22 protein-coding genes are annotated in these 25023 nt (G+C 58.3%); 10 read left to right on the top strand and 12 right to left on the bottom strand.

Annotated features, from left to right (window positions below):
- Nucleotides 1–11: 11 nt before the first annotated feature.
- From arnD to arnB, 4 genes are read right to left on the bottom strand one after another with little or no spacing between them, the layout of a single operon-like run.
- Nucleotides 12–896: a 4-deoxy-4-formamido-L-arabinose-phosphoundecaprenol deformylase gene (gene arnD / locus C1N56_RS20265; protein ID WP_394517657.1), complete on the bottom strand. Its 885-nt coding sequence runs from the start codon at nucleotides 894–896 to the stop codon at nucleotides 12–14.
- Nucleotides 893–2872 carry a bifunctional UDP-4-amino-4-deoxy-L-arabinose formyltransferase/UDP-glucuronic acid oxidase ArnA gene (gene arnA, locus C1N56_RS20260; RefSeq protein WP_021509380.1) on the bottom strand — a complete coding sequence of 660 codons (1980 nt, stop codon included), beginning with the start codon at nucleotides 2870–2872 and terminating at the stop codon, nucleotides 893–895. Before arnA ends, arnD begins: the two co-directional genes overlap by 4 nt.
- On the bottom strand, nucleotides 2869–3855 hold the full coding sequence (arnC, locus tag C1N56_RS20255; RefSeq protein ID WP_021509379.1) for an undecaprenyl-phosphate 4-deoxy-4-formamido-L-arabinose transferase: 987 nt from the start codon (nucleotides 3853–3855) through the stop codon (nucleotides 2869–2871). The genes arnA and arnC overlap by 4 nt, the downstream gene beginning before the upstream one ends.
- Before the next feature lies 1 nt (nucleotide 3856).
- A complete protein-coding gene (gene arnB, locus C1N56_RS20250) occupies nucleotides 3857–4993 on the bottom strand; it encodes a UDP-4-amino-4-deoxy-L-arabinose aminotransferase (protein WP_394517656.1) in 1137 nt (378 codons plus the stop codon).
- Nucleotides 4994–5450: 457 nt separating this feature from the next.
- Between arnB and C1N56_RS20245 the strand changes: the two genes are divergently transcribed.
- The 4 genes from C1N56_RS20245 (at nucleotide 5451) to C1N56_RS20230 (ending at nucleotide 10421) form a co-directional block, all read left to right on the top strand.
- On the top strand, nucleotides 5451–5666 hold the full coding sequence (locus tag C1N56_RS20245) for a hypothetical protein (RefSeq protein WP_227746467.1): 216 nt from the start codon (nucleotides 5451–5453) through the stop codon (nucleotides 5664–5666).
- A gap of 913 nt (nucleotides 5667–6579) precedes the next feature.
- On the top strand, nucleotides 6580–7344 hold the full coding sequence (locus tag C1N56_RS20240) for a prepilin peptidase (protein ID WP_394517655.1): 765 nt from the start codon (nucleotides 6580–6582) through the stop codon (nucleotides 7342–7344).
- A gap of 215 nt (nucleotides 7345–7559) precedes the next feature.
- Complete coding sequence (locus C1N56_RS20235; RefSeq protein WP_176428146.1) at nucleotides 7560–8942, top strand: diaminobutyrate--2-oxoglutarate transaminase; 1383 nt, start codon at nucleotides 7560–7562, stop codon at nucleotides 8940–8942.
- Nucleotides 8943–8954: 12 nt separating this feature from the next.
- Entirely contained in the window at nucleotides 8955–10421 is a 1467-nt protein-coding gene (locus C1N56_RS20230) for a pyridoxal phosphate-dependent decarboxylase family protein (RefSeq protein WP_394517654.1), read from the top strand.
- Between the two features lie 83 nt (nucleotides 10422–10504).
- Here C1N56_RS20230 and C1N56_RS20225 read toward each other — a convergent pair whose 3' ends face one another.
- On the bottom strand, nucleotides 10505–10897 hold the full coding sequence (locus C1N56_RS20225; protein ID WP_058770208.1) for a RidA family protein: 393 nt from the start codon (nucleotides 10895–10897) through the stop codon (nucleotides 10505–10507).
- Nucleotides 10898–11026: 129 nt separating this feature from the next.
- Here C1N56_RS20225 and C1N56_RS20220 point away from each other — a divergent pair, with 129 nt between their 5' ends.
- Nucleotides 11027–11629 (top strand): TetR/AcrR family transcriptional regulator, encoded by a 603-nt coding sequence (locus C1N56_RS20220; RefSeq protein ID WP_150360293.1) that lies wholly within the window; start codon nucleotides 11027–11029, stop codon nucleotides 11627–11629.
- Here the strand turns inward: C1N56_RS20220 and C1N56_RS20215 are convergent.
- Nucleotides 11610–12521: a LysR substrate-binding domain-containing protein gene (locus C1N56_RS20215; protein WP_394517653.1), complete on the bottom strand. Its 912-nt coding sequence runs from the start codon at nucleotides 12519–12521 to the stop codon at nucleotides 11610–11612. The genes C1N56_RS20220 and C1N56_RS20215 overlap by 20 nt on opposite strands.
- A gap of 97 nt (nucleotides 12522–12618) precedes the next feature.
- Here C1N56_RS20215 and C1N56_RS20210 point away from each other — a divergent pair, with 97 nt between their 5' ends.
- Nucleotides 12619–13482, top strand: coding sequence for an aldo/keto reductase family oxidoreductase (locus C1N56_RS20210; RefSeq protein ID WP_166710369.1), 864 nt, complete (start codon nucleotides 12619–12621; stop codon nucleotides 13480–13482).
- A 14-nt stretch (nucleotides 13483–13496) separates the two neighbouring features.
- On the opposite strand, the gene C1N56_RS20205 is transcribed toward C1N56_RS20210, so the two are convergent.
- The gene (locus C1N56_RS20205; RefSeq protein WP_193718014.1) at nucleotides 13497–14990 is read right to left on the bottom strand and encodes a MocR-like pyridoxine biosynthesis transcription factor PdxR; all 1494 of its coding nucleotides are present in this window, start codon (nucleotides 14988–14990) and stop codon (nucleotides 13497–13499) included.
- A 109-nt stretch (nucleotides 14991–15099) separates the two neighbouring features.
- Between C1N56_RS20205 and gabT the strand changes: the two genes are divergently transcribed.
- Together gabT and gabP are read left to right on the top strand one after the other, a co-directional pair.
- On the top strand, nucleotides 15100–16353 hold the full coding sequence (gene gabT, locus C1N56_RS20200) for a 4-aminobutyrate--2-oxoglutarate transaminase (protein ID WP_394517652.1): 1254 nt from the start codon (nucleotides 15100–15102) through the stop codon (nucleotides 16351–16353).
- 104 nt (nucleotides 16354–16457) lie between these two features.
- Nucleotides 16458–17855 (top strand): GABA permease, encoded by a 1398-nt coding sequence (gene gabP / locus C1N56_RS20195; protein ID WP_021509088.1) that lies wholly within the window; start codon nucleotides 16458–16460, stop codon nucleotides 17853–17855.
- A 31-nt stretch (nucleotides 17856–17886) separates the two neighbouring features.
- Here the strand turns inward: gabP and C1N56_RS20190 are convergent, their stop codons facing one another.
- Entirely contained in the window at nucleotides 17887–18207 is a 321-nt protein-coding gene (locus C1N56_RS20190; protein WP_058759124.1) for a hypothetical protein, read from the bottom strand.
- Nucleotides 18208–18379: 172 nt separating this feature from the next.
- Here C1N56_RS20190 and C1N56_RS20185 point away from each other — a divergent pair, with 172 nt between their 5' ends.
- Entirely contained in the window at nucleotides 18380–19672 is a 1293-nt protein-coding gene (locus C1N56_RS20185) for a glycoside hydrolase family 10 protein (protein WP_394517722.1), read from the top strand.
- A 40-nt stretch (nucleotides 19673–19712) separates the two neighbouring features.
- On the opposite strand, the gene C1N56_RS20180 is transcribed toward C1N56_RS20185, so the two are convergent.
- The 3 genes from C1N56_RS20180 to C1N56_RS20170 form a co-directional block, all read right to left on the bottom strand.
- Nucleotides 19713–21572, bottom strand: coding sequence for a hypothetical protein (locus C1N56_RS20180; protein WP_021509086.1), 1860 nt, complete (start codon nucleotides 21570–21572; stop codon nucleotides 19713–19715).
- A 341-nt stretch (nucleotides 21573–21913) separates the two neighbouring features.
- Nucleotides 21914–23896 carry an autotransporter outer membrane beta-barrel domain-containing protein gene (locus C1N56_RS20175; protein ID WP_394517651.1) on the bottom strand — a complete coding sequence of 661 codons (1983 nt, stop codon included), beginning with the start codon at nucleotides 23894–23896 and terminating at the stop codon, nucleotides 21914–21916.
- A 187-nt stretch (nucleotides 23897–24083) separates the two neighbouring features.
- Entirely contained in the window at nucleotides 24084–24299 is a 216-nt protein-coding gene (locus tag C1N56_RS20170) for a hypothetical protein (RefSeq protein WP_104187378.1), read from the bottom strand.
- A 301-nt stretch (nucleotides 24300–24600) separates the two neighbouring features.
- Between C1N56_RS20170 and C1N56_RS20165 the strand changes: the two genes are divergently transcribed.
- Nucleotides 24601–24738: a SymE family type I addiction module toxin gene (locus C1N56_RS20165; RefSeq protein WP_164861077.1), complete on the top strand. Its 138-nt coding sequence runs from the start codon at nucleotides 24601–24603 to the stop codon at nucleotides 24736–24738.
- 45 nt (nucleotides 24739–24783) lie between these two features.
- Here the strand turns inward: C1N56_RS20165 and C1N56_RS20160 are convergent, their stop codons facing one another.
- Nucleotides 24784–25011 carry an Imm31 family immunity protein gene (locus tag C1N56_RS20160; protein ID WP_104187380.1) on the bottom strand — a complete coding sequence of 76 codons (228 nt, stop codon included), beginning with the start codon at nucleotides 25009–25011 and terminating at the stop codon, nucleotides 24784–24786.
- Between the last annotated feature and the right edge of the window lie 12 nt (nucleotides 25012–25023).

The raw sequence follows: 25023 nt of genomic DNA, 5'->3' as shown, positions 1-25023 counted from the left end.
CCTGTAAAATGTTAACTCTGGCAACCCAGCCAGCCTTCCCGGCCGGCCATGTGCCCGCGCACCACATGGCCCTGCGGCAGCGTACTGAGATCGTCCGGCAGCAGCTCGCTCAGCGGACAAAACCGGATGCCCTGCTGCTGCGCGCGCGTCAGCAGATCGGCAAAGGCGGGCAAACCGACGATGCCTTCAACCTCTGCGTGAATGGTATAGACCGGCGTACCGCTGGCGGCATGCATCTGCGCAAGAATAAAGTCGTTAAACCCCTCCGCGCTGACCTGCTGGCCTACCACTTCATCCCACGTCGGCAGGGTTACCGGAATTTGCACCGTGCCGAAGCTGCCATCGCTGAGGCGCGGAATGAACGGCCCGCTGCCGCGACAGTCGCTGTTATAGCGAAAGCCAAACGGCTGCTTGGCATCCAGTACCCGGCTGTCGGCGCGCCAGCCTGCCACCGCGGAGCAGGTGACACTGTCACCCAAAATGGCTTCCAGCGCCGCTTTACCGCGCGCAATCTGCGCATTCAGCTGTTGTGGCGACCAGACGCCAGCCCAGGTCTGCCAGGCAAAGTGATCCCACGCGTGTAACCCCACTTCATGGTGATCTGCCGTGGCGCGAATAATCGAAGCCAGCCCTTTGCCTATTTCGCGACCCGGCCAGGCGGTACCGGCCAGTAAAATATCCCAGCCGTACAGCGAGGCCGCGCGCGAACGCAGCATTTTCCACAGAAAGCGCGGCTTCATCAGGCGCCACAGGTGGCGCCCCATGTTGTCCGGCCCGACGCTGAAGAAGAAGCTGGCCTGCAGCTGATGCAGGCTGAACTGCTGCAGCAGCGCCGGTACGCCCAGTTGCGTGCCGCGCCAGGTATCGACATCAACACGCAAACCTACTCGCTTCATGGCTTTTCCTGTAGCTCAACGGTGCGCAGGAAGAAGTCCAGCGTATTGTCGATGGTGGTATCCATCGCCACGGTTGGCGTCCAGTCGAGCAGGCGGCGGGCGTTTTTAATCGACGGCTTGCGGTGCTCCACGTCCTGATAGCCTTTGCCGTAATAGCTGCTGCTCTCTACCTCACGGAAACCGGCAAACGGCGGGAAGCGATCGCGCAGCGGGTGGCGCTCAAAGCTGGCCAGCAGGTGTTCCGCCAGCTCTTTAATACTGGCTTCGTTCTCCGGGTTACCAATGTTAACGATCTGGCCATCGCAGTTGTTGTGTTTGTTCTCGATAATGCGGAACAGCGCTTCGATACCGTCGCGAATATCGGTGAAACAGCGCTTCTGCGCGCCACCGTCGATCAGCTTGATCGGCGAGCCTTCCACCAGATTAAGGATCAGCTGGGTGATGGCGCGAGAACTGCCGATACGCGCGGCGTTGAGGTTATCCAGACGTGGTCCCATCCAGTTAAACGGACGGAACAGCGTAAAGCGCAGCCCTTCTTTTTCGCCATAGGCCCACAGCACCCGGTCCAGCAGCTGTTTCGATACCGAATAGATCCAGCGCTGTTTATTGATCGGTCCGACCACCAGGTTGGAGTGATCCTCGTCGAAATGCTGATCGGTGCACATACCGTACACTTCGGAGGTCGACGGGAAAATGATGCGCTTTTTATACTTCACGCAGTCACGAATAATCTTCAGGTTCTCTTCGAAATCCAGCTCGAACACGCGCAGCGGATTACGGGTATATTCGATCGGCGTGGCGATCGCCACCAGCGGCAGCACCACGTCACATTTCTTGATGTGATACTCAATCCATTCAGAGTGGATGCTGATATCCCCTTCGACGAAGTGGAAGCGCGGTTCATCCAGGAAGCGGCTGATGGCATCGGAACCGATGTCCAGGCCATAAACCTCAAAGTTATCATCCTGCAGCAGGCGTTCGGTGAGATGGTTGCCGATAAAGCCGTTTACGCCGAGGATCAGCACCCGCGTGCGGCGTTTCACCGCAGCAACCGGCTGCGAATAAAGCAGCGCACCCGGCACCATGCCCAGACTCTGCGCCAGCTGGCTGCCGTTCATGTAAACACCGTTGTCGCTCTGCCCGGTGACCACTTCGAGCGCGCCCTCGCCGCAGGCAATCAGGAACGGCTCAACTGACAGCACCGTGCCCGGTTTGGCGCTGGGCGCATCCTGGTGAACCCGCCCTTTCCACACCACGAATTTCACCGTGCCGGCATACGCAAACGCACCAGGCCAGGGATCGGTGACTGCACGCACCAGGTTATTCACTTTAGCCGCCGGCAGCTCCCAGTTGATGCGGCCATCCTCCGGCGTGCGGCGACCAACCACGGTCGCTTCCGCGTCGTTCTGCGGCGTGGCGGCAATCTCACCGCGCTTCATCGGCGGCAGCGCGCCTTCCAGCAGTTGGCCGGCGCAGGCCACCAGCTTACGGTGCAGCGTCAGCGCATTATCCTGCGGGTCAATCGCCACGCGCTGCTGCGCCACAATGTCGCCGGCATCGGCACGTTTCACCATGCGGTGCAGCGTTACGCCAGTCTCCGTCTCGCCGTTGACCAGCACCCAGTTAAGCGGCGCACGACCACGGTATTTAGGCAGTAGCGAACCGTGCAGGTTAAACGCGCCGACCCGCGCGCAGTTCAGAATGGTGTCGCTCAGCAGTGCGCGATAGTAAAACGAGAAGATAAAGTCCGGCTGCATGGTGCGGATGCGATCCACCCACAGCGGATGATTAGCATCTTCCGGCGCATAAACCGGAATGCCCTGCTCAGCCGCGAGGCGTGCCACCGAAGGAAACGCATGGCTCTCCGGCGAGGTGTCCGCATGAGTGAAGATGGCACTGATTTCATAGCCTGCGTTCAGCAGCGCAGTGATGCCTGCACAGCCCATTTCGGCATAGGCGAAGACGATAGTTTTCATTGCTTAATTTCCTGTACAGACGGGGCATCTTGTTGCGGATGGATAACACGTTGAATGAAGTAGCGCGGACGGGCGCGTACGTCGTTATAAATACGACCGATGTATTCGCCCAGCAGGCCCATACCGACAAACTGCGCGCCGACAAAAATAAACAGCACGGCAAACAGCATGAACACACCGTCGCCGGCCCAGCTGGCACCGAGGAACAGGCGCAGCACAATCAGGATCAGAGAAAAGGCGAAACCGGCCAGCGCAATTAAGCTGCCGACAATACTCAGCAGACGCAGCGGCGTGGTGGTCAGGCAGGTTACCAGGTCATACATCAGGTTGATCAGCTTCATGAAGCTGTATTTGGAGTCGCCAAACTCACGCTCGGCATGCGTAACCGGCAGTTCAATGGTGCGGCGCGCGAAGGTGTTCGCCAGAATCGGGATAAAGGTGCTGCGTTCGTGGCAGTTGAGCATCGCATCGACAATGTGGCGGCGATAGGCGCGCAGCATGCAGCCATAATCGCCCATGGCTTTGCCGGTCACACGCTGAATCAGGTGGTTGATGGTGCGTGAAGCGCGGCGACGGAACCAGCTGTCCTGACGGTTCTGACGCACGGTGCCGACCACGTCGTAGCCCTGCTGCGCGGCTTTGACCAGGTTGGGGATCTCCTCCGGCGGGTTTTGCAGATCGGCATCCAGCGTAATGATCACATCACCGGAAACATGGCTGAAACCGGCCATAATCGCCGAGTGTTGTCCGTAGTTGCGATTCAGCAGCACGCCGACCACGTGACTGCCCGGCATATCCGCCGCATCGGCGATCATCTGCGCGGAGCGGTCGGCGCTGCCGTCATCCACCAGTAAGATTTCATAGTCAAGGCCGAGCGTGCGGCAGGCAGCGTCGGTACGGCGCACCAGCTCCGGCAGGCTCTGTTCTTCGTTGTACACCGGGATCACCACGGAGACTTTGCGAATCGGTTTTTCTTCCAGCATCTCAGGCTCCCGCAAGGTGGCGTAAGGCAGCAATCACACGCGTTACATCGTCATCGTGCATGTCGGGGAACAGGGGCAGCGAGCAGATACGTTCACTGTTCCATTCGGTGGCCGGCAGCGAGAGCTGCGGATAGCTTTCACGGTAATACTTGTGGGTATGCGCGGCGCGGAAATGCAGGCCGGTGCCAATGTCATGAATTTTCAACTGCTCCATCAGCGCATCGCGACTGATACCGCAGCGCGTTTCGTCCACGCGAATGATAAACAGATGCCACGCATGCTGATGCGGCCACGCCGGCTGCACCAGCGGCAGCAACGGCGTATCTGCCAGCTCGCGCAAATAGCGCTCGGCGATGGCCTCGCGACGTGCATTGATGGCCGGCAACTTTTGCAGCTGCACCAGCGCAATCGCGGCGTTGATGTCTGGCAGGTTGTATTTAAAACCGGGCATGATCACTTCGGCCTGCGGTTTGCGGCCATGGGTATGGCGATCGTAGGCATCGACGCCGAGGCCGTGGAATTTCAGGCTGCGCAGGCGGTCAGCCAGCTGCGCGTCATCGGTCACCACGATGCCACCTTCGGCGCAGGTGATGTTTTTGATGGCGTGCAGCGAAAAGATTGCAGTGCCCTGCTGCCCGACGTGCCGGCCTTTGTAGTAACAACCTACCGCGTGGGCCGCATCTTCAATCAGCGGGATATTGTGGCGCGCGCTGACGGCGCGAAGGGCGTCGATGTCCGCCGGCGCACCGGCATAGTGAACCGGCACGATGGCGCGGGTGCGCGGCGTAATGGCCGCTTCGATCTGTTCTGCGCTCACCATCAGGTTATCGCGATCCACATCGATCATCACCGGCGTGGCGCCCAGCAGCGTAATGATATTGAGCGTGGAAACCCAGGTCAGCGACGGGGTGATCACCTCGTCGCCGGGCTGGATACCCAGTGCCATCAACGTGACGTGCATGCCTGCTGTGGCGGAGCTGACGGCAATGGCGTGCTGGTTGCCGGTGAGCTGGCAAAACGCCTGCTCCAGCGCAGCATTCTGCGGTCCGGTGGTAATCCAGCCCGATGCAAATACCGCCTGCACCGCGGCCAGTTCTTCCTCACCCAATGCCGGGCGCGAAAACGGAAGGAAACTCATAAGATAACCTTACTGTTGTGCCTGAAAACATGCTGAAAAATAAAACAAGCGTTATTGCCGCGCATGACAACCTGATGAAACACGCTGTAACCTTTTGTTTAAACGTTACTTAAACGAGTGCGTTCGCAGTGCTGCTGTCATCTGCGCGCAATAAAACTTAAGCAGGTCTGTTTTATCGCTATAAGAAACCAAAATACGGGGGAAAACTTAACTGAACATTAAATGGCAAAGCGGCACGCTGACTTTTTTACGTGATGTTGAAGATTGGTAGAAGATTGTGCGCCGGGGCCGGAAATCAGCATCGGGTCAGACATCATGGGTCGGCTTGTCGACCCACGACAATTAAAATCGCCATTTTTCAATGGATTAACGAAGAGACTATACTGTTCTTAAGGTTATCCTAAGGTTGGCTGCTTATTCTTCCCTGGGATAGTGACGCCAGAGGCTGGACAGGAGAATGATGATGAGAACCGCGACTGACAGACTTTCACAGGCAGCACTGCGCCGGCATCACATTGGCGTGAAAACAAAAGGATTGCGTTTCCGCGGTGAGCTGTATGTGTTTCGCTATAACGCCGGGCATTACGACGTGTTTCGCAACAGCGAATGGGTGATGTCGCTCGCCACCAGCAATGTGCTGGAAGCCATGCAGCAGTTTAAACAGAGCCAGTAAATTCGCTGGCGCACTGATTGGATTATGATCTGTCTCCACTGGCGTATTGGTTAGAATGTTGCCCGCCTCAGCTGGTCCATCGATTGGATTTTTGCCTGTCTTCGCATCGATTTGGTCATTGCCTGCCCACAGCATTCAGGCATCCCCCGCTTATATCTCCTCTGTTCTCTGGAACCCGCTCGTAAATCCTGCAGCAAATCGCTGCAACGCCGCTTTGCTGCTCGCCACGCCGTCTCCGCCGGCGTATCGTGCCTCTCGCACACCGGCCAGGGTTGGCGACAGATCGCGGTGCGCATCAATGCGCACCCTACAGTTTTTGTAGGGTCGCCATTCATGGCGACCTGTCGTCAAACCGCAAAGAGCTGGTAGCGGCGCGATTTCGCGGTACGCATCAATGCGCACCCTGTGAAACCTGTAGGGTCGCCATTTATGGTGACCTGCCGTCAAACCGCACAAATCCGTAGCGGCGCGATTTCGCGGTGCGCATAAATGCGCACCCTGCGAAACCTGTAGGGTCGCCATTTATGGTGACCTGTCGTCAAGCCGCACAAATCCGTAGCGGCGCGATTTCGCGGTGCGCATCAATGTGCCCCCTACAGTTTTTGTAGGGTCGCCATTCATGGCGACCTGCCATCAAACCGCACAGAACTGATAGCGGCGCGATTTCGCGGTGCGTATAAATGCGCCTCCTGTGAAACCTGTAGGGTCGCCATTTATGGCGACCTGCCGTCAAACCGCACAGAACTGGTAGCGGCGCGATTTATCGCGCAAACAGGTTACGAGGCACCTTTATGGCAACCTGCCGTGCAACCGGGCAAAAAATCGCCCCACGGTAACCGCGCCATGATCTGCACGATCGCCATTGATGGCGACAGAAAAACCCAACGCTGCATGGACAGCAGGAGAAAACCTCATGGAAATTGCCTACTGGTTGATCGGTACACTGCTGGCGCTATGTGTCGGTAGCTTTCTCAACGTGGTCATTTATCGCCTGCCGCAGCAGGTAATGAACCCGCAACCCGGCCTTACCCTGCTGCTGCCGCGCTCGCACTGTCCACACTGCCAGACCACGCTGCGCGCGATCGATATGCTGCCGCTGCTCAGCTGGCTGTTGTTACGCGGACGCTGTCGCTACTGCCACCACCCGGTGAGCCTGCGCTACCCGCTGACGGAGCTGCTCACCGCCGCGATCAGCCTGGCGCTGGCCTGGTTGCTGCCGCCCGATAGCCGCCTGCCTGCCGCCCTGCTGCTCGCCTGGATTCTGCTGGCGCTGACCCTCATCGACATTGAGCATCTGCTGTTGCCGGACGCTATCACCCTTTCACTGCTGTGGCTTGGCCTGCTGTTCAAAGCGCTGCACTGGCTGCCCGGAACGCTGCATGACGCGGTGTTCGGCGCAGTTGCGGGATACAGCGCGCTGTGGCTAGTGGGTGGACTCTATCAGCTGATAAACAAGCGCCCCGGCCTCGGTGGCGGAGACGCCAAACTGCTGGCTGCGCTGGGTGCCTGGCTCGGCTGGGCGCTTTTACCCTTTGTGCTGTTACTGGCTTGCACAGGCGCAATTTTGTTTGTTCTGCTGGCCCGATTAGGCTGGCAACGCGAGCTGTATCACGTGCTGCCCTTTGGTCCGTGGCTGGCACTGGCGGGCATAAGTCTTTTTATTCACACGATTATTTAATCGCCTGTTCATATCGCGGCGCTAAAATAAGTGGCCAGTTTCTGTCCAACGTCCTGATTCCTATATGAAAAGAATAAACAATTCTAAACAAAATTAATCATTGTGATGTGCGTCAAAAGGCTCTATATTGGCCGCGTTTTTTGAGCCACTGATACTTTTTTGTTCAACTAGTCAATCGGCCAGCCTGTTCGAGCCCCGGTTGAAGGAGAGATATGATGACGGATAAAGTCCGTATTGATACTTTTGGTGCCAACTCATTCAACGGAAACAACGACGCATTCTTAGCCCGTCAGGCTGAGTTTGAATCAAACGTCAGGAGTTACCCGCGCAAGTTGCCTTTAGCGATTGCCAAAGCCAATGGCGTGTGGATTACGGATGTTGAAAACAAACAATATCTTGACTGTCTGGCTGGCGCAGGGACGCTGGCACTTGGTCATAACCATCCTGATGTTCTGCAGAGCATCCAAAATGTCATTACCAGCGGCTTGCCGTTACATACTCTTGATCTGACGACGCCTCTGAAAGATCAGTTCTCCGAATCTCTGCTCTCGCTGCTGCCAGGTCAGGGTAAAGAGTACTGCCTGCAGTTCACCGGTCCATCCGGTGCTGATGCCGTTGAAGCGGCGCTGAAGCTGGCGAAAAAAGTCACCGGCCGCAGCGGCGTAATCAGCTTCTCTGGCGGTTACCATGGGATGACGCACGGCGCGCTGTCCGTGACCGGCAACCTGTCGCCGAAAGAAGCGGTTGACGGCATGATGCCAGAAGTGCAGTTCATGCCTTACCCGCACCTGTACCGTTGCCCGCTGGGCCTCGGCGGCGAAGCTGGCGTGAAGGCCCTGACCTACTACTTCGAAAACCTGATCAACGACGTTGAAAGCGGCGTGCGTAAACCTGCGGCCGTGATCCTCGAAGCAGTTCAGGGTGAAGGCGGTGTGAACCCGGCGCCGGTTGAGTGGCTGCAGCGCATCCGCAAAGTGACTCAGGAACACGGCATTCTGCTGATCCTTGACGAAGTCCAGGCTGGCTTTGCCCGTACCGGTAAGTTCTTTGCCTTCGAACACGCGGGCATTGAGCCAGACATCATCGTGATGTCTAAAGCGGTGGGCGGCGGTCTGCCTCTGGCCGTGCTGGGTATCAAAAAGCAGTTTGACGCCTGGTCACCTGGCCACCACACCGGTACCTTCCGCGGCAACCAGCTGGCGATGGCAACCGGTCTGGCGACGCTGAAGATCCTGACCGAGCAGAACATCGCCGGCAAAGTGGCAGAACAGGGTGAATGGCTGAAAGCCCAGCTGAACGCGATGGCGAAACGCTTCCCGGTTATTGGTCACGTACGCGGCCTCGGGATGATGATCGGTATCGAAATCGTTAAGCCACACGAGCCAGCTGACCACATGGGCAGCTTCCCGGCCGACGGCGAACTCTCTGCACTGCTGCAGAAAAAATGCTTCGAAGCCGGTCTGATTCTGGAGCGTGGCGGTCGTCACGGTGCGGTACTGCGCCTGCTGCCATCACTGCTGATCAGCAACGAAGAGCTGGCCGTGTTCCTGGATAAATTTGAGCAGGCGCTGCTGGGCGCTGGCGTCAAACCTGTTTGACTGGAAGAGTAAATGTCTGAAGTAAACCCGATTCTGGCCGCCTCGGCCCCGAGCATTGAGGCGTACCAGCAGGCGATTGCCCAGAGCAGCGCCGCGGTTGTGCAGTGGCTGCAACAGCCTGAGATGTACCAGGGCAAAACGGTTGCCGAACTGCGCGAGCGTATCACGCTCGACTTCAATCCAAACGGCCTGGGCAACCAGGCCGCGATTGAACGTGCGATTGAATATTTCCTCAAAGACAGTCTGGCGGTGCACCATCCGCAGTGCGTTGCGCACCTGCACTGTCCGAGCCTGGTGGTAAGCCAGGCGGCTGAAGTGCTGATCAACGCCACTAACCAGAGCATGGATTCGTGGGATCAGAGCCCTTCTGCCACCATTATTGAAATTAAACTGATTGAGTGGCTGCGTGCGCAGGTTGGCTATCCGGCCGGTGATGCGGGCGTGTTCACCAGCGGCGGTACGCAGAGCAACCTGATGGGCCTGATGCTGGCACGTGACGCTTTCTATGCACGTCAGGGCCATTCCGTGCAGCAGCACGGCATCACTGGCGATCTGCGCAAGATTAAAGTGCTGTGCTCAGAAAACGCCCACTTCTCCGTGCAGAAGAATATGGCGCTGCTGGGCCACGGCTATCAATCTGTGGTGCAGGTGAAATCGGATCAGTTCGCCCGTATGGACGTGAATGACCTGAAAGCCAAACTGGCGCAGGCTCAAGCCAACGGCGAACAGATCCTGGCGATCGTCGCGACGGCAGGCACCACCGATGCCGGCGCCATCGATCCGCTGCGTGAAATCGCAGCCATCGCCGCTGAGCACAACATCTGGGTGCACGTGGACGCGGCCTGGGGCGGTGCGCTGCTGCTGTCTGAAAAGTATCGTCATTACCTGGATGGTCTGGAGCTGGTGGATTCCGTCACCCTCGACTTCCACAAACAATACTTCCAGACCATCAGCTGCGGCGCGTTCCTGCTGAAAGACGCGCGTCACTATGAGCTGATGCGTTATCAGGCAGCTTACCTGAACTCCGAGTTCGATGAAGAAGCCGGCGTGCCGAACCTGGTGTCCAAATCACTGCAGACCACGCGTCGTTTCGATGCGCTGAAACTGTGGATGGGTCTGGAAGCGCTGGGTCAGAAACAGTACGCCGCGATTATCGACCACGGCGTGAGCCTGGCACAGGACGTTGCGCAGTTCGTTGAATCTGAGCCACGTCTGGAGCTGGTAATGCAGCCACAGCTGGCCAGCGTACTGTTCCGCTATCGTCCAGAACAGCTGAGCGACAGCGCGCAGATCGCCCTGTTCAACCAGCGTATCGGCGATGCGCTGCTGGAGTCTGGCCGCGCTAACGTCGGTGTGACCGAGCATGCAGGCGTGACCTGTCTGAAGCTGACTCTGCTGAACCCGACCGTCACGCTGGAAGACATCAAGCTGCTGCTGGCGCTGGTAGAAAAAACTGCTGATCAACTGCTGAGCGCCTGATTAGGCGTGAAGTAAAAAAGCCGCTAACCGGCAACGGTTAGCGGCTTTTTTTATGGGTTACAGACTGATCGCCGCACGCTGGCTCACTGCGGAATGCGCGCAATCACCTTGATTTCAAAATCATAGCCCGCCAGCCAGTTAACGCCCACCGCCGTCCAGTTGGGATAAGGCTCATCGCCGAAGAAGCGCAGCCGTACTTCGTTCACCGTGGCGAACTGCGCTTCCGGATCGGTATGAAACGTAGTGACATCAACCACGTCATCGAAACTGCAACCGGCGGCCTTCAGCACCGCCGCGAGATTGGTAAATGCCTGATTAACCTGACGCGTGAAATCCGGCTCGGCGGTGCCATCATCCCGGCTGCCTACCTGGCCGGAAACAAACAGCAGGTCGCCGGAGCGAATCGCCGCAGAGTATTTATTGATGTTGTACAACGCCTGACGGCCCGCTGGAAAAACAGCATCGCGTTTGTTCATAATCGTACTCCTGAAGATGAGAGAAGAAAGCGGGTTAGCTATGCCCGCTTTCGCTTTAACATACGCCGCGTATGTATTACTATGTTTTACATACGCGGCGTATGTCAATGCAAAATTTAAGGAACAGCGATGGCAGCCAGACGACGGGCAGACCAGGTGGAAGAGACGCGCGGCAAACTGATTGCCGCTGCACGACGCGCGTTTGCGCAGAAAGGTTACAGCGAAGCGTCAATGGATGACCTCACGGCAGCCGCCGGGCTGACGCGCGGTGCGCTGTATCATAATTTCGGCGACAAGAAAGGGTTATTGCAGGCGGTTATTGACCAGATTGATGGTGAGATTCTTGAGCAGATGCGCGCTGCCGGGCAGCAGTATCACACTCGCTGGCACGCGTTTCTGGCGGAAGCCATTACCTATATCGAGATGTCGCTGGAGCCAGAAGTCCAGCGCATCATGCTGCTGGATGGCCCGGCGGTGCTGGGCGATCCGTCGCGCTGGCCTAATCAGACCGCCTGTCTGCGCACCACCGCCGCCATGCTGGCGGAGCTGATTGAGGAAGGTACGGTGAAACCGGTCGATACCGAAGCGGCGGCGCAACTGGTCAACGGCGCCGCGCTCAATGCCGCGCTGTGGATTGCCACTGCCGATGAGCCGGTCGCGGCGCTACCGCGTGCGGTGCAGGCCTTCCGGCTGCTGGTTTCCGGGCTGCTGGTCAACCCGGCGTCGCATTGAGTTCGCGTATCCAGCTGAGAAACGCCTGCAGCGGTGCCGGGATCAGCCGGCGATCGTTGTAATACAGCCACAGGCCGGGAAAGCTGAGCCACCAGTCGGCAAGAATCGGCTGCAGACTGCCGTTGGTCAGTGCTGGCTTCAGCCAGTCCTCAAACAGATAGACCACGCCGGCACCGGCGATGGCCGTTGACACCGTCAGCTCCATCGCCGCACCGATGCTGCAAATCAGCGGTCCCTGCGGCTGTAGCGTGATGCGTTCCGCGCCGCGGCTGAACTCCCATTCGGCCGTCACCCCGGTGGCATAACGACCATACAGACAGCGATGCTGCATCAGGTCGCGCGGATGCTGCGGCGTACCGTAAGCCGCCAGATAGGCCGGCGCCGCGGCCGCCGCAAAGCGCTGCACGCGCGGACCAATCGGCAGCGCCACCATATCCTGCTCCAGATGATCGTCGTAACGGATACCGGCATCGCAGCTGTCGCGAAAAATGTCCTGCACATTACTCTCCGCCACAATCTCCAGCCGGATGTCCGGATAGCGCTGCAAAAATCCCGGCACAATCGCCGGTAATACCAGCCGCGCCGCGCTGACCGGCACGTTCAGCCGCAGCGTGCCGCCCGGCGTGTCACGGAACGTGTTCAGGGCATCCAGCGCCGCATCCACTTCGTTCATGGCGGGCAGCAGCCGTGACATCAGCGCCCGGCCCGCTTCGGTCAATACCACCGTTCGCGTGGTGCGATTGAACAGCCTAACGCCCAGTTGCTGTTCGGCGCGACGCACCGCATCACTCAAACGCGACGGATTGCTGCCGCTCATGCGCGCCGCCTCGCGAAATCCGCCAGCTTTTGCCACCGCCACTACCGCATGCAGCAATGCCATATCCAGCGCCATTGTGCGTCACTCCGTACAGTCTGTCCTGATTTACACGGATAGTCGCACAGCACCGTTGTGATTACAATTTAAACACTATCCGATGAAGGAGGTTTACATGTCACAGGCTACAACTACTTATACGCTGGGCGACCGTCAGGTTGCCCGTCTCGGCTACGGTGCCATGCAGCTGGCCGGTCCCGGCGTATTTGGCCCGCCAAAAGATGAAGCCCGCGCGCTACAGGTGCTGCGCGATGCCGTGGCTGCCGGTGTGAATCACATCGACACCAGTGATTTTTACGGGCCGCACATCACCAATCAGCTGATCAAAAAAGCGCTCTATCCTTACCCCAGCGATCTGCTGCTGGTGACCAAAGTGGGTGCCCGACGTGATGCCAAAGGCGGCTGGCTGCCCGCCAGCACGCCGGAGGAACTGACGCAGGCGGTTGAAGATAACCTGCGCAATCTCGGCCTCGACGTACTGGAGGTCGTCAATTTACGCTCGATGCTGAGCGTTCATGGGCCAGCAGAAGGATCGCTGGAGCCGCAAATCGAGGCGATGATTAAACTGCAGCAGCGTGGCCTGATTCGGCACATTGGCCTGAGCAACGTGACCGCCAGTCAGGTGGCGCAGGCACAGCAGATGACGCCGATTGCCTGCGTACAGAATCTGTATAATCTCGCCAATCGTCAGGATGATGCGCTGATCGACCAGCTGGCCGCACAGGGCATTCCCTACGTGCCGTTCTTTCCGCTCGGCGGTTTTTCGCCGCTGCAGTCGGAACAGCTCAGCGCGGTGGCCAGCACGCTCAACGCCAGTACGCTGCAGGTGGCGCTCGCCTGGCTGTTGCAACGCTCAGATAATATTCTGCTGATTCCCGGCACCTCCTCGCCGCAGCATCTGCAGCAAAATCTGGCCAGCGCGGCGCTGACGCTGAGCCCGGAAGTGATTGCACAACTGGACAGCATTGGTCGGGCGTAAGGCACACGCCGGGGCTATCCCCGCCCGGCGATGCCCGCTTCCACCAGGCAGGCTTTGAGCACACCAAACGCATCCTGACACTGGCGCTCATCCACGCAGGCGTAACCGAGCAGCAGACCGCGTCGCTCCTGCGGATGCATATAGTATTGCGACAGCGGCCGCACCTTCACGCCGCGTCGCAGCGCCAGCGCGGCAATCGCCACATCATCACAGCCCGCGGGCAGATTCAGCACCAGATGCAGCCCGGCTTCATGATTGACCACCGGCATAAAGGCCGCGCCCAGGTAGCGCTCAATCAGCGTCATCATAAAGCGCCGGCGCTGACTATAGAGTTTGCGCATGCGGCGGATATGCGTCATGTAGTGGCCTTTCTGAATAAACTCCGCCAGCGCTCGCTGCACCAGCAGATGCCCGCCGCGATAGAGTTCGGCCGCCGCCACGCGCAGCGGCTGCGCCAGCGCTTTTGGCACCACCAGATAGCCGAGACGCAGCGCGGGATAAAGCGTTTTACTGAAGGTGCCCATATAGATCACCGGCGCATCCGGTTCAAAGCCCTGCAGCGAGGGGAACGGCTGGCCGGCGAAACGAAATTCGCTGTCATAGTCATCTTCCACCAGCCAGCTTTTGTGTTTGCGCGCCAGGTCGAGCAGCTGTCTGCGCCGCTCCAGACTAAGATGCACACCCAGCGGATACTGGTGTGACGGTGTCACAAAAATCATCTTCGGCGCTTTGCTGCGTGGTGCCAGCTCCGGGATAATGCCCTGTTCATCCACCGCTTTGGCCTGAATTTTTAGCCCGTTAATGCGTAACAGGTTGCGCGTGCCCCAGTAGCCTGGCTCCTCGATCCACACCGGATCGCCCGCGTCGCACAGCACGCGCGTCACCAGATCCACCGCCTGATGAATGCCTTCGGTAATGATGATTTGATCGGCGTCGGCACGCACCGAGCGCGCTACGCTGAGATACTCAGCCAGCGCCTGGCGCAGCTGCGGGCAGCCGCCGTTGCTGCTGTAAATCAGCCGCTCGATGTCGGGTTCGCGATTCAGGCGCGACTGAATCTGGCTAAACAACTTATGCGGAAACTCACGCACATCCGGCGCGCCGGGCACAAACGCACCCCACTGATAAGGCGAGGCATTGGCGTGACCGAGCAGCGTGGCGCCGCGTTTTGAAATCGCCGCCGGTTTACTCATCAGGGGTTCACTGAGCGGCAGCGCTGGCGCGCTGTTGAGGCACCCTTCCGGCAGGTTTTCTGCAATCCAGGTGCCGCTGCCGGTGCGCGCGCTGACATATCCCTGCGCGACCAGATTTTCATAAACGTTTAGCACCGTATTACGCGACACCGCCAGCTCGCGCGCTAAATCACGCGTCGCCGGCAGGCGTGAGCCGCGCGGGAAAATGCCCTCTACAATCGCCGCCTGCATGCAGTGCAGCAGGCGCTGCTGCAGCGTGCCTTCCGCGACAAACTGTAGTCGTTCCAATACATGATCGGCGTACAAACTCCGCAATTGGCTCCATCCTTCTCAGTGAAATTGGCTCTGGCAACCGCGCTCAGTGCAGGCATAAATAAGCGTGTTTGTCGTGATTTGTAAAGACGCTTATCGCTAAGGAAAGGTTATGGAAGGTAAAAACAGCCAGTTGCAACAACGCAAAGATGACGCGCTGCCGCGCGGCACCGGTAATCTTTGTCAGTGGTATGTCGATCAGGCCGAAAACGCCACGCTGCGTGACGTTGAGGGCAATAGCTGGATTGATTTTGCTGGCGGCATCGCGGTGCTCAACACCGGCCACCGTCATCCGCGCATCGTGCAGGCCATTGCCGATCAGTTAGCAAAATTCACCCATACCGCGTTCCAGGTCACGCCGTATGAGAGCTATGTGGCGCTGGCGGAACGCATCAATCAGCGGGTGCCAATTGCCGGTAAAGCCAAAACCGCTTTTTTCACCACCGGCGCTGAAGCGGTAGAGAATGCGGTTAAAGTGGCGCGCGCCGCCACCCGTCGTCACGGCATCATCACCTTCGGTAACGCCTTTCACGGCCGCACCTTCATGACCATGGCGATGACCGGCAAAGTGGCCCCTTACAAGCGCGATTTTGGCCCGATGCCGGCCTCGGTGTTTCACGCCCGCTACCCTAACGCGGTGACCGGCATCAGCGTTGAGGACGCTATCGCCAGCCTGCACGACCTGTTCAGCCACGACATCGCGCCGCAGGATGTGGCCGCTATCGTACTGGAACCGGTGCAGGGCGAAGGCGGTTTCCACATCGCGCCGGCAGAGTTTCTTACGCAGCTGCGCGCGCTGGCCGATGAGCACGGCATCCTGCTGATTGCCGATGAGGTACAGAGCGGATTTGCCCGCACCGGCAAGCTGTTTGCCATGGAGCACTACAGCGTCCAGCCCGATCTCATCACCATGGCGAAAAGCCTGGCGGGCGGCATGCCGCTGTCGGCGCTGAGCGGTCGCGCCGACATTATGGATGCGCCCGGTCCGGGTGGGCTGGGCGGTACTTACGCCGGCAATCCGCTGTCGATTGCCGCCGCGCATGCGGTGCTGGATGTCATCGACGAAGAACAGCTGTGCCAGCGCGCCAGCGAACTGGGCGCGACGCTGAGCGAACTGCTGCACCGCGCGCGCCGCGCTAACGCGTCGATTACCGACGTGCGTGCGCTGGGCTCAATGGTAGCCGTGGAGTTTGCCAGCGCGCAGCAGGCGCAGGCGCTGCAGCAACAGGCGATGGCGCGCGGTCTGCTGCTGCTCACCTGTGGCCCGCAGGGTAACGTGATCCGCTTCCTCTATCCGCTCACCATTCCGGATACCCAGTTCCGCCAGGCGCTGGATATTCTCGACAGCCTGCTCAGCCAGCCTTAGCGTTCCACCCATTGTCCGATCGCTTGCCTGCCGCGCGCAGGCAAGTTTCACCTGCATAACAGGCGGGGTCTGCCCTGCCTGAGAGACGATCTGGAGAGATATTGATGACTGCTCAGAATGCCGATGTACTGGCACAAAGCCTGAAACCCCGCCACGTGCGCATGCTGTCGATTGCCGGTGTGATTGGCGCCGGGCTGTTCGTCGGTTCCGGCCATGCGATTGCCGAAGCCGGGCCGGCGGTGCTGCTGGCCTATATCGCCGCCGGCGCGCTGGTGGTGCTGATTATGCGCATGCTGGCGGAGATGGCGGTCGCCTCACCGGACTCCGGTTCCTTCTCCACCTACGCCGACAAATCCCTTGGCCGCTGGGCCGGCTTTACCATCGGCTGGCTTTACTGGTGGTTCTGGGTACTGGTGATCCCGCTGGAGGCCAACGCCGCCGGCACCATTCTGCACGGCTGGTTCCCGCAGGTGGCGGTGTGGGAATACACGCTGGCGATCACCAGCTTCCTGACCATCAGCAACCTGTTCAGCGTGAAAAACTACGGTGAGTTTGAGTTCTGGTTCGCGCTGCTGAAAGTGGTGGCTATCGTCGCCTTTCTTTGTGCCGGCAGCCTGGCGCTGTTTGGCCTGCTGCCCGGCAGCAGCACGCAGGGTATTTCACACCTGTACGACACTCACGGCTTCATGCCTAACGGTATCAGTGCCGTGCTCGCCGCCATTCTTACCACCATGTTCTCTTTCATGGGCACGGAAATCGTCACCATTGCCGCCGCCGAATCTAACGAACCGCGCAAGCAAATCACCCACGCCACCAACTCGGTGATCTGGCGTATCGCGCTGTTTTATCTGCTGTCGATCTTTCTGGTGGTGGCGCTGGTGCCGTGGAATACGCCGTCGCTGATGAAAGCCGGGTCTTACCAGACGGCGATGGAGATGATGAACGTGCCGTATGCCCGGCAGATTGTCGATGTGGTGGTGCTGATCGCGGTATGCAGCTGTCTTAATTCTGCGCTTTATACCGCGTCGCGCATGCTCTATTCCCTGTCGCGTCGTCAGGATGCGCCAGCGGCGGCCTCGCGCACCACGCGCAGCGGCACGCCGTGGGTCGCAGTGCTGATGTCTACCGCCGCAGCATTTCTGGCGGTGATCGCCAACTATCTGGCGCCGAGCGCGGTGTTTGAGTTCCTGCTGGCCAGCTCCGGCGCCATTGCGCTGCTGGTTTATCTGGTCATTGCCGCTTCGCATCTGGTGCTGCGGAAAAAGCGCGAGGCGCGCGGCGAGCAGCTCAGCTATCGCATGTGGCTGTTCCCGGGTCTGACGTGGGCCACCATGGTGTTCATCGTTGGCGTACTGACGTCAATGCTGTTCAATGCGCAGCATCGTTCCGAAATTATCGCCACCGGGCTGTTAACGCTGCTGGTGCTGGTCGCCAGCCAGATAGTGCACCGCAAGCGCGCGGCGCGTAAAAACAGCGAGGAGATGGTAGCGCTGCGTTCGTAACGCTCGCCATGACGGGCACGGAAGCCCGCCGTTACTGCACATCAATACTGATCGACTCATCCGCCACGTTAATCGTCACGGTGCAGTGCGTCCACACCGGCTGCCCTTCAGTCATCTCATGTTCGATAAAGTATTGCTGAAAGTCTTTCAGCGCGGCACTGAGATCGCCAATCGCGCGCGCGTCCGGCTCGAACCAGTCCGGTTCGCCGTTTTCATCAAGGTAGTTAAACTGAAACTGCCCGCCCTCCTCATCGGCAAACAGCTCCGCCTGCACCACCAGCACCTGCGCGCCGTCGGGGCCACAGCTAAAAATGATCTGGCCAATGCGGCGATAAAGGTCTTCGTATTGCATAGTGAGAACTCCTGTAAGATGCGGGAAGCGCGACAGCGCCGCGGCGGCATTCATCTCAGCCAATGTCTTGACATTATGTCTGAGGATCAGAGAATGAACGCCTGCGAATAACGGACTACAAGAAACGGAGTTTATCATAGCCTGTTCAGCGCGTTACCTCTCTGTTACCCACATTAAACGCGTCGCCCGTCTGCTGTCTGCCGTGCTGTTGCTGGCCAGCTGCGCCTCGGAGCCGCCTAAATCGCTGGTCACCCCGTTTCCGTCGCCGACCAAACCTCCTGTTCCGGCCAAACCCACGGAACAGACTGAACCAGTGCGCGGCGTCTGGCTCACTACGGTGTCGCGCCTCGACTGGCCGCCAATATCCTCCGTTACAGCCAGCCCGGCGCTGCGCATTCGCCAGCAGCAGCAGGCACTGACGGCCAAACTGGATAAGCTGCACAGCCTGGGGATCAACACGGTGTTTTTCCAGGTGAAGCCCGATGGCACCGCGCTGTGGCGTTCGCGTATCCTGCCATGGTCCGATACCCTGACCGGCAACATCGGGCAGGATCCGGGTTACGATCCGCTGCAATTTATCCTCGACGAGGCGCACAAACGCGGTATGAAGGTGCATGCGTGGTTTAATCCTTACCGCGTGTCGACCAATACCAAACCTGCGACTGTGACGGCGTTAAACAACACGCTCCAGCTGCAGCCGGCCAGCGTGTTTGTGCTGCATCGCGACTGGATCCGCACCGCCAGCGACCGCTTCGTGCTCGATCCGGGCATTCCGGCGGCGCGCGACTGGATCACCAGCATCGTGGCGGAAGTGGTGTCAAACTACGCCATTGATGGCGTTCAGTTCGATGACTATTTCTACACCGAAACCGCGGCATCGCCGCTCAATGACAGCGCCACCTTCCGCCAGTACGGCGCGGGCTTTGCCAGCAAAGCCGACTGGCGGCGGCACAATACCCAGCTGCTGATCGAACAGGTTTCCCACACGATTAAACAGCTCAAGCCGGGCGTTGAGTTCGGCGTCAGTCCGGCGGGCGTATGGCGTAATCTGTCGCACGATGCGGCCGGCTCCGATACGCGCGGTGCGGCGGCTTATGATGAAGCCTATGCCGACACGCGCCGCTGGGTGCAGCTTGGGCTGCTGGATTATATCGCGCCGCAGCTCTACTGGCCGTTTGCCCGTCAGGCCGCGCGCTATGACGTCCTGGCGCGCTGGTGGGCCAATGTGGTACAGCCAACCCACACCCGGCTATACATTGGCGTGGCGCTGTATAAGGTGGGTGAAGCCTCGAAAAGTGAGCCGGACTGGACGGTTCAGGGCGGCGTTCCCGAACTGAAAAAACAGCTCGATCTGAATGAATCGCTGCCGCACATCGACGGCACCATTCTGTTTCGCGAAGATTATCTTAATCAGCCGCAGACGCAGCAGGCAGTCGATTATTTACGTCAGCGCTGGGGAAAATGATTTATTCAGGCCAGCAGAGGAATACTGCTGGCCTGAAGCGTTAGCGCGGGTTATCCGGATCGAGTAATTCAATACTGCGCGGCACGCCGTTCACGCGGACTTTCAGAAAACGGCGGGTGATCCACTTCCCCACGGCATCCTGCTCCTGCCGTTCAAAAAACGGCCCACGCAGCAGCAGTTCCTTATTATTGTTGTAACCAAAGCCGACATCTTTATTGCCCACCCAGTGCTGCTCAAAGGCGACGACCGGCTGGTTATCCAGTGCCGTGGCTTCTTCCGCACTGCAGGCGGTAAAACTTTTGCGGAAAATAAAACACTGACCGGACTGATAGCGATCGCGCCCGTTGGTTTCCACCAGCGCAATTGAGAAGCCGGTATAGGCCGGAATTTTAACGTACAGTTTGGTGTGTGCGCCTTTGCCCTCAATATGCACCTTAATTACGGGTGAGGAGCCTTCGCTGTGCCAGCTGCCAATGGTGTTATCGTCGTTGCGTGCCTGCAGATAAATATGCGCCACGCCCTCCGGTGTCCGGTAGCTGTAATCGGTTTGCGTTTCCGACTGGGAAACATACTGCGCGCTGCCGAGAATGCGCACGTGAATTTGTGAGGTGGCGTCGGAAAAATTAAATTCTCCGACGTAAAACCATTTCGCATCTTTGCCACGGTTATCCATGTGATGCTGCGAGGTGGTGAAGTCATAGCTCAGCGATCCCTGAATGATCGCGCCGAGATCGGAAATCTCCATCACGCCACGGTCGCCCTCGGCCAGCAGCGTCCATGGCTCAATACCCTCTTTGCTGAAGTCAAAGCCCGCGCTATCGCGGTGCACGCTTTTCTGGATAATCATCGCGCGGCAATAGCCCATTTTCATGGGATTTTGCGTCGATTCAATCACCAGCCCTTCAATGGTCCACTGGCCATTGGTGAGATCGCCGGCAAATTCGGAGTGCTCGATCCAGCCATTGCGAATAAACGATTGCGTACAGCGCGGCAGATCGAATACCGGCTGTCTGGTGCTGCGCTGCAAATTAAAGTTGGAGAGTTCAATCGCGGTCGAGTGATCCCAGGCGCCTTTTTCCCGATCGGACCAGCGCGCATAGACAATACTGCCCTGACAGCCACGTGAATAAAACTGGTCGATTTTACAGTCCAGCGTGTCAATCAGTTCCAGTGCCCGCCCGCCGAGGTAGCGAAACTCCATGCTGCTGACGCGCAGAAACTGGCCACCGATAATACTGTTGGTAAAGAAGCCGACATTATTAAACGCCGTGCCGCCGTCTTCGCCGCTATCAGAACTCATGCCTTTCACCACAAAGCCGGAGATTTCCACATAGCGTGCGCGCACGCTAAAGAAATGGGTTTTGCGCGGTTTCGGTCCCCAGTTAAATTTCAGCGTGGTGGTGGGGAAATAACCGAAGTTGACCGGCGCGCCGGAAATTTTAAAGCGGTTAATCTCTCTGTCGCTGCCCAGCACTTCCGCTAAATCAAAGCCGGACAGGCTGAACTCACCGGCGGTAAAGCGAATGCCCGCGGAGGGTAAAACACGCTGCGACCATTTAAACATGCGGATCACCGCATCAATACAATCGGTGGTGCCATCAGCTATCGCGCCAAAATCCACCACCGTGACCGCGCTATAATCGAGTACCACTCTTTTCCAGCGCTTTTTACCGGACGTCACGAAATTCAGCCCGCCGTCATCGGGCGTGCTGTTGTCGGTGGCATCGTAGACAAACACGCCGCCGCCCATCCGACTGCCACGGCTGTATTCCAGCACCGACGCAATTTCGCCAATCGAAACAGGTTCCTGTTTACGTAAATCGTCAATGGTATGTAATTGAATCACCGTCCCGGTGGCAGATGGTGTGGTAGTGCTGGTGGTGCCAGATGTATTCGCCATGGTGTTCCCCATAAATTATTAACGTAATACGACAGAGCATCAGCAGTATAAGTGATTGAAAATTAATATATTGACCTGTGCCAGGTTATACGGGAGCTTTTCAGCGGGGTGATTTGCCGGAACAGAATAACGATATGATTCCGGAAGGAAAGCGAAGCGACAAAATTACGTTTTACAGATTTATCGCAGAATAATTGTGGTAATCGCCGGTACGAACGTTCTGATTAATTTGACTTACGAAGAAGAATGGCTTGAATTATCGAAATATTTCCCGCGATCATCAGTTTAATTTTTTACGCGAGATAACGCGCCAGTAAAAATTTTCGACTGGCGCGTCGCCGTCAAAATGTCGCGTTCAGGCCAATATTCCAGCTCAGCTGATGATAGGCGCTGTTGCCACCGATCGCTGAAACCCCGGCAAAGGCGTTGACCGTTTCACCCAGCGGCACGCTGGCCCCCAGCGACATATCCAGCCAGTTTTTATCACCGGCGCTGACGCTGCGTACAAAGCCGGTCTGCGTTGACTTCAGCCCGGCGCGCACCGCGTTCTGCGTATCGCCGAACTGGTGGTTATAACTGAGCTGCGCCCACGGATTCACCGGCCACTGTTTGCTGTCGATACGCCAGCCAAGCGCGCCGATTTGCGAATGCAGGGTTTGATCGGAAAAGCGCATAGCGGTACTGCTGTCGCCGTTTTCGCTGTAGCCCCCTGCCCGCACATAATCCAGTGCGTAGCTGGCGACCGGGCCGGTGGAAAGGTGTTCGCCTATCGGCAGATCCCAGCCGGTTTGCACCCGTAGCCCGAGCATTTTTCCGCTGCTACTGCCCTGTTCGGTGCGCGTTGCCGGGCCGATATTGATGCGACGTTCGATGCTGTCAAAATCGAGATCGGCATAGTGCACATCCGCATTGATCCAGCCCTGCTCCAGCAGCGTCAGCTGGCTATACAGCGCCAGCAAATTGCCGCGCAGCTTGTAGTCGTAGTGCGCCGACGGATGCTGGTGCTGCGCGGTGCTCGACAACAGCAGACCTGCCTGCCAGTTATCCGTGAACTGATAGCCTAATCCCAGCGTCAGGCTGCCGGTATTGGCGTCACCGTTGAGCAGGCTATCGCCGCGATAATCAATATGCTGACCGGCATAGCCGCCGAACACGCTAACCTGACCGGCGCTGGCCGGCTGCTGTCGCTGCTGCTGTAAATGGCCGTCGAGGGTGTTCTGCATATCCCGCGACAGCATCAGCGGAGCCCGTGCCAGCGCCGCCACCTGCGCGGGTGCGTCAAGGATCGATTGAATATAGTCGGCGATCATGGCATGTACCGCCGGGCTGGGATGCAGCCGGTCGGCGAACAGATAGGCCTGCGCGTTACTGAAACCGGGTGTTGACGAGGTACATTCGGCGGCAGAGGTGCCAACCGGACAGGCCATCCCCAGCGTATTGCTCAGGCCATAGCGTTGCGGATCGGCAATTACCTCGTTGAACAGGCCGGCGATGTCGGCACGCACAATGTTGCCATTCAGCGCCACCAGCCCGGCCTCTTCCTGCTGGTTATAGCCATCGGAGAGGGCCGTCACCTGCTCGCTGAGCACCTGCCAGGCCGAAAACAGCTGCTGCGCCAGCGCGGCACGCAGCGCCGGGATGGTTGATACCTGTGCGGCGGCCTGATCGAATGCGTCGCGCACCGCCTGCTGGCGCGCAGCTACGTCGGGCGTGGCATGGCTATCCAGCGAGGCAAACGCCGCGACCATCGCCGACTGCGCCGCCGGCCCCAGCACACTCAGCACCGCCTGCACCATGAAAGGCGTGGAGCCAAGCTGCGGCACGTTTGGCACGATTACCGCCCCCGCACCGGCATCCAGCAGGGTTTTGATTTGCGACACCGCCGCGCTGGCGCTGTTGCTGATGGTCTCGCGCGCGGTAAGCGGATTGGTCACCGCCGCCGCGATATCGTTAGCGCCCACCCAGTGAATGTACAGTCCGTTGCTATCTGCGCGGCCGCCGGTGGATTGCAGATAAGCAGCCAGCTGGTCTTGCGTATTGAGGCTGGCATCCAGCGCCGGCACGGTAACGCCGCCGCCCTGTGCATAGTTGCTGCCACCGCGCGACGACGGCTGCAGCGTTTGCCCGAGCTGTGCGGCGAGGATCTCGTCATACAGTGGATGTTGCGCGCCATCATAAGTAAAGCGCCCGACATTACCGCCATCGCTCAGGCTATCGCCGAAAACCGTCAGGTTATCCCACGCCAGGGCGCTAAACGGCACATACAGGCAACTCAATGTGGCAAACGCGACCGCCGATCGCGTCAGGTTGCGACTTTTCATCATTCACTCCGAATCAGGTCAGAAATCATGTCTGACCGCTTAAGGTGCCAGCGCGGCAGGATGCCTTGGCGCAGGGTGAAAACCGCTTAAACAGCGGAAAGGACAGTGATAACAAGGATGCTTAAGGTGTAGTCAGGCAGGCGCGCCTTTACCAGGCAGAGAGCGGAAATTTGCGGGGTGGATCGGCACGTCAGGGATTGCGGGCTGATAATCGCAGCGTGAGGAACGGTGCTTTGAGTGACGAAGCGGCGGCGTTGACTGAAGACGAAATCATTTCGATTGCCGCAGCCAGATAATTCAGCGCCGACAGGGCTGTTGAAAAGCTGTCAATAGCACCCGAACCAGGAACAGAATTTACCTCGAACAACGGGTTTTTCTGCCGCGTCTGAGTAAGCTGGTTATACATCTTTGCTGAGCACGCATCTAAATATCCGCATTCGCCTGGAGCACAAACCTTCATCCTTCATCACTCTATAAGGTCACTGGTTGATCGGATTGGGATTTGCTACCGGACAGAAGGTCGAGGTGATGACTACGCCGGGGCGGATGATTATCCGTTGGCGGCTGAGTGCTGATGCAGGAACAGCGCCTTACAGTCAGATGCGGTGAGGATTTTAGGTCTGACAGGGCTGGAAGTGCAGGTGCTGAACGGCGCGCTGATACTGACAGCGAAAGAGTAAGCACCGCAGCCTCCTGCTGAGCCGGAGGTGGTGGCGCAACTGCGCAAAGCCTGCAAAAAGCTGTCGTCGCGTAAGCAGGAGCAGATAGCGCCGTTTATCCCCGCCGTCAGCACACCGCAGAAGCGGCCATGGCGCAACGGTAAGGTCGAATGGCGGGCGGTGTGAAAGGGTAAAAAAAGATCCCGGCCAATAACCGGGATCTGTGTTGGATCAGTAAAAGTCTTCTTGAGTGAGTTGTTTACCTGTCGGAACCACTTCATCTTTATCAAAAGATAAAAGATATTCTTCGTCGTAAAGTTTTATTGAGTATCCGTACAGTACTCCGTCTTCTTCACTTATTCCCATGACTCCGCCTTTCTTACCGACATACTTTTTATTTTTATCTTTGCAACCAGAAGTTATTTCTATCTCCTGATAAAAACCGATTTTACTTTCCATAAATACGCGCCT

It is taken from the genome of Pantoea sp. SGAir0175, from assembly GCF_043547855.1.
Note: the sequence above shows the minus strand (reverse complement) of the source record. Positions and strands in the feature narration are given on the sequence as shown.

Coding starts and splice junctions, on each gene's coding strand:
- arnD (WP_394517657.1), bottom strand. CDS start 896: ATGAAGCGAGTAGGTTTGCGTGTTGATGTCGATACCTGGCGCGGCACG.
- arnA (WP_021509380.1), bottom strand. CDS start 2,872: ATGAAAACTATCGTCTTCGCCTATGCCGAAATGGGCTGTGCAGGCATC.
- arnC (WP_021509379.1), bottom strand. CDS start 3,855: ATGCTGGAAGAAAAACCGATTCGCAAAGTCTCCGTGGTGATCCCGGTG.
- arnB (WP_394517656.1), bottom strand. CDS start 4,993: ATGAGTTTCCTTCCGTTTTCGCGCCCGGCATTGGGTGAGGAAGAACTG.
- C1N56_RS20245 (WP_227746467.1), top strand. CDS start 5,451: ATGATGATGAGAACCGCGACTGACAGACTTTCACAGGCAGCACTGCGC.
- C1N56_RS20240 (WP_394517655.1), top strand. CDS start 6,580: ATGGAAATTGCCTACTGGTTGATCGGTACACTGCTGGCGCTATGTGTC.
- C1N56_RS20235 (WP_176428146.1), top strand. CDS start 7,560: ATGACGGATAAAGTCCGTATTGATACTTTTGGTGCCAACTCATTCAAC.
- C1N56_RS20230 (WP_394517654.1), top strand. CDS start 8,955: ATGTCTGAAGTAAACCCGATTCTGGCCGCCTCGGCCCCGAGCATTGAG.
- C1N56_RS20225 (WP_058770208.1), bottom strand. CDS start 10,897: ATGAACAAACGCGATGCTGTTTTTCCAGCGGGCCGTCAGGCGTTGTAC.
- C1N56_RS20220 (WP_150360293.1), top strand. CDS start 11,027: ATGGCAGCCAGACGACGGGCAGACCAGGTGGAAGAGACGCGCGGCAAA.
- C1N56_RS20215 (WP_394517653.1), bottom strand. CDS start 12,521: ATGGCGCTGGATATGGCATTGCTGCATGCGGTAGTGGCGGTGGCAAAA.
- C1N56_RS20210 (WP_166710369.1), top strand. CDS start 12,619: ATGTCACAGGCTACAACTACTTATACGCTGGGCGACCGTCAGGTTGCC.
- gabT (WP_394517652.1), top strand. CDS start 15,100: ATGGAAGGTAAAAACAGCCAGTTGCAACAACGCAAAGATGACGCGCTG.
- gabP (WP_021509088.1), top strand. CDS start 16,458: ATGACTGCTCAGAATGCCGATGTACTGGCACAAAGCCTGAAACCCCGC.
- C1N56_RS20190 (WP_058759124.1), bottom strand. CDS start 18,207: ATGCAATACGAAGACCTTTATCGCCGCATTGGCCAGATCATTTTTAGC.
- C1N56_RS20180 (WP_021509086.1), bottom strand. CDS start 21,572: ATGGCGAATACATCTGGCACCACCAGCACTACCACACCATCTGCCACC.
- C1N56_RS20175 (WP_394517651.1), bottom strand. CDS start 23,896: ATGATGAAAAGTCGCAACCTGACGCGATCGGCGGTCGCGTTTGCCACA.
- C1N56_RS20170 (WP_104187378.1), bottom strand. CDS start 24,299: ATGTATAACCAGCTTACTCAGACGCGGCAGAAAAACCCGTTGTTCGAG.
- C1N56_RS20160 (WP_104187380.1), bottom strand. CDS start 25,011: ATGGAAAGTAAAATCGGTTTTTATCAGGAGATAGAAATAACTTCTGGT.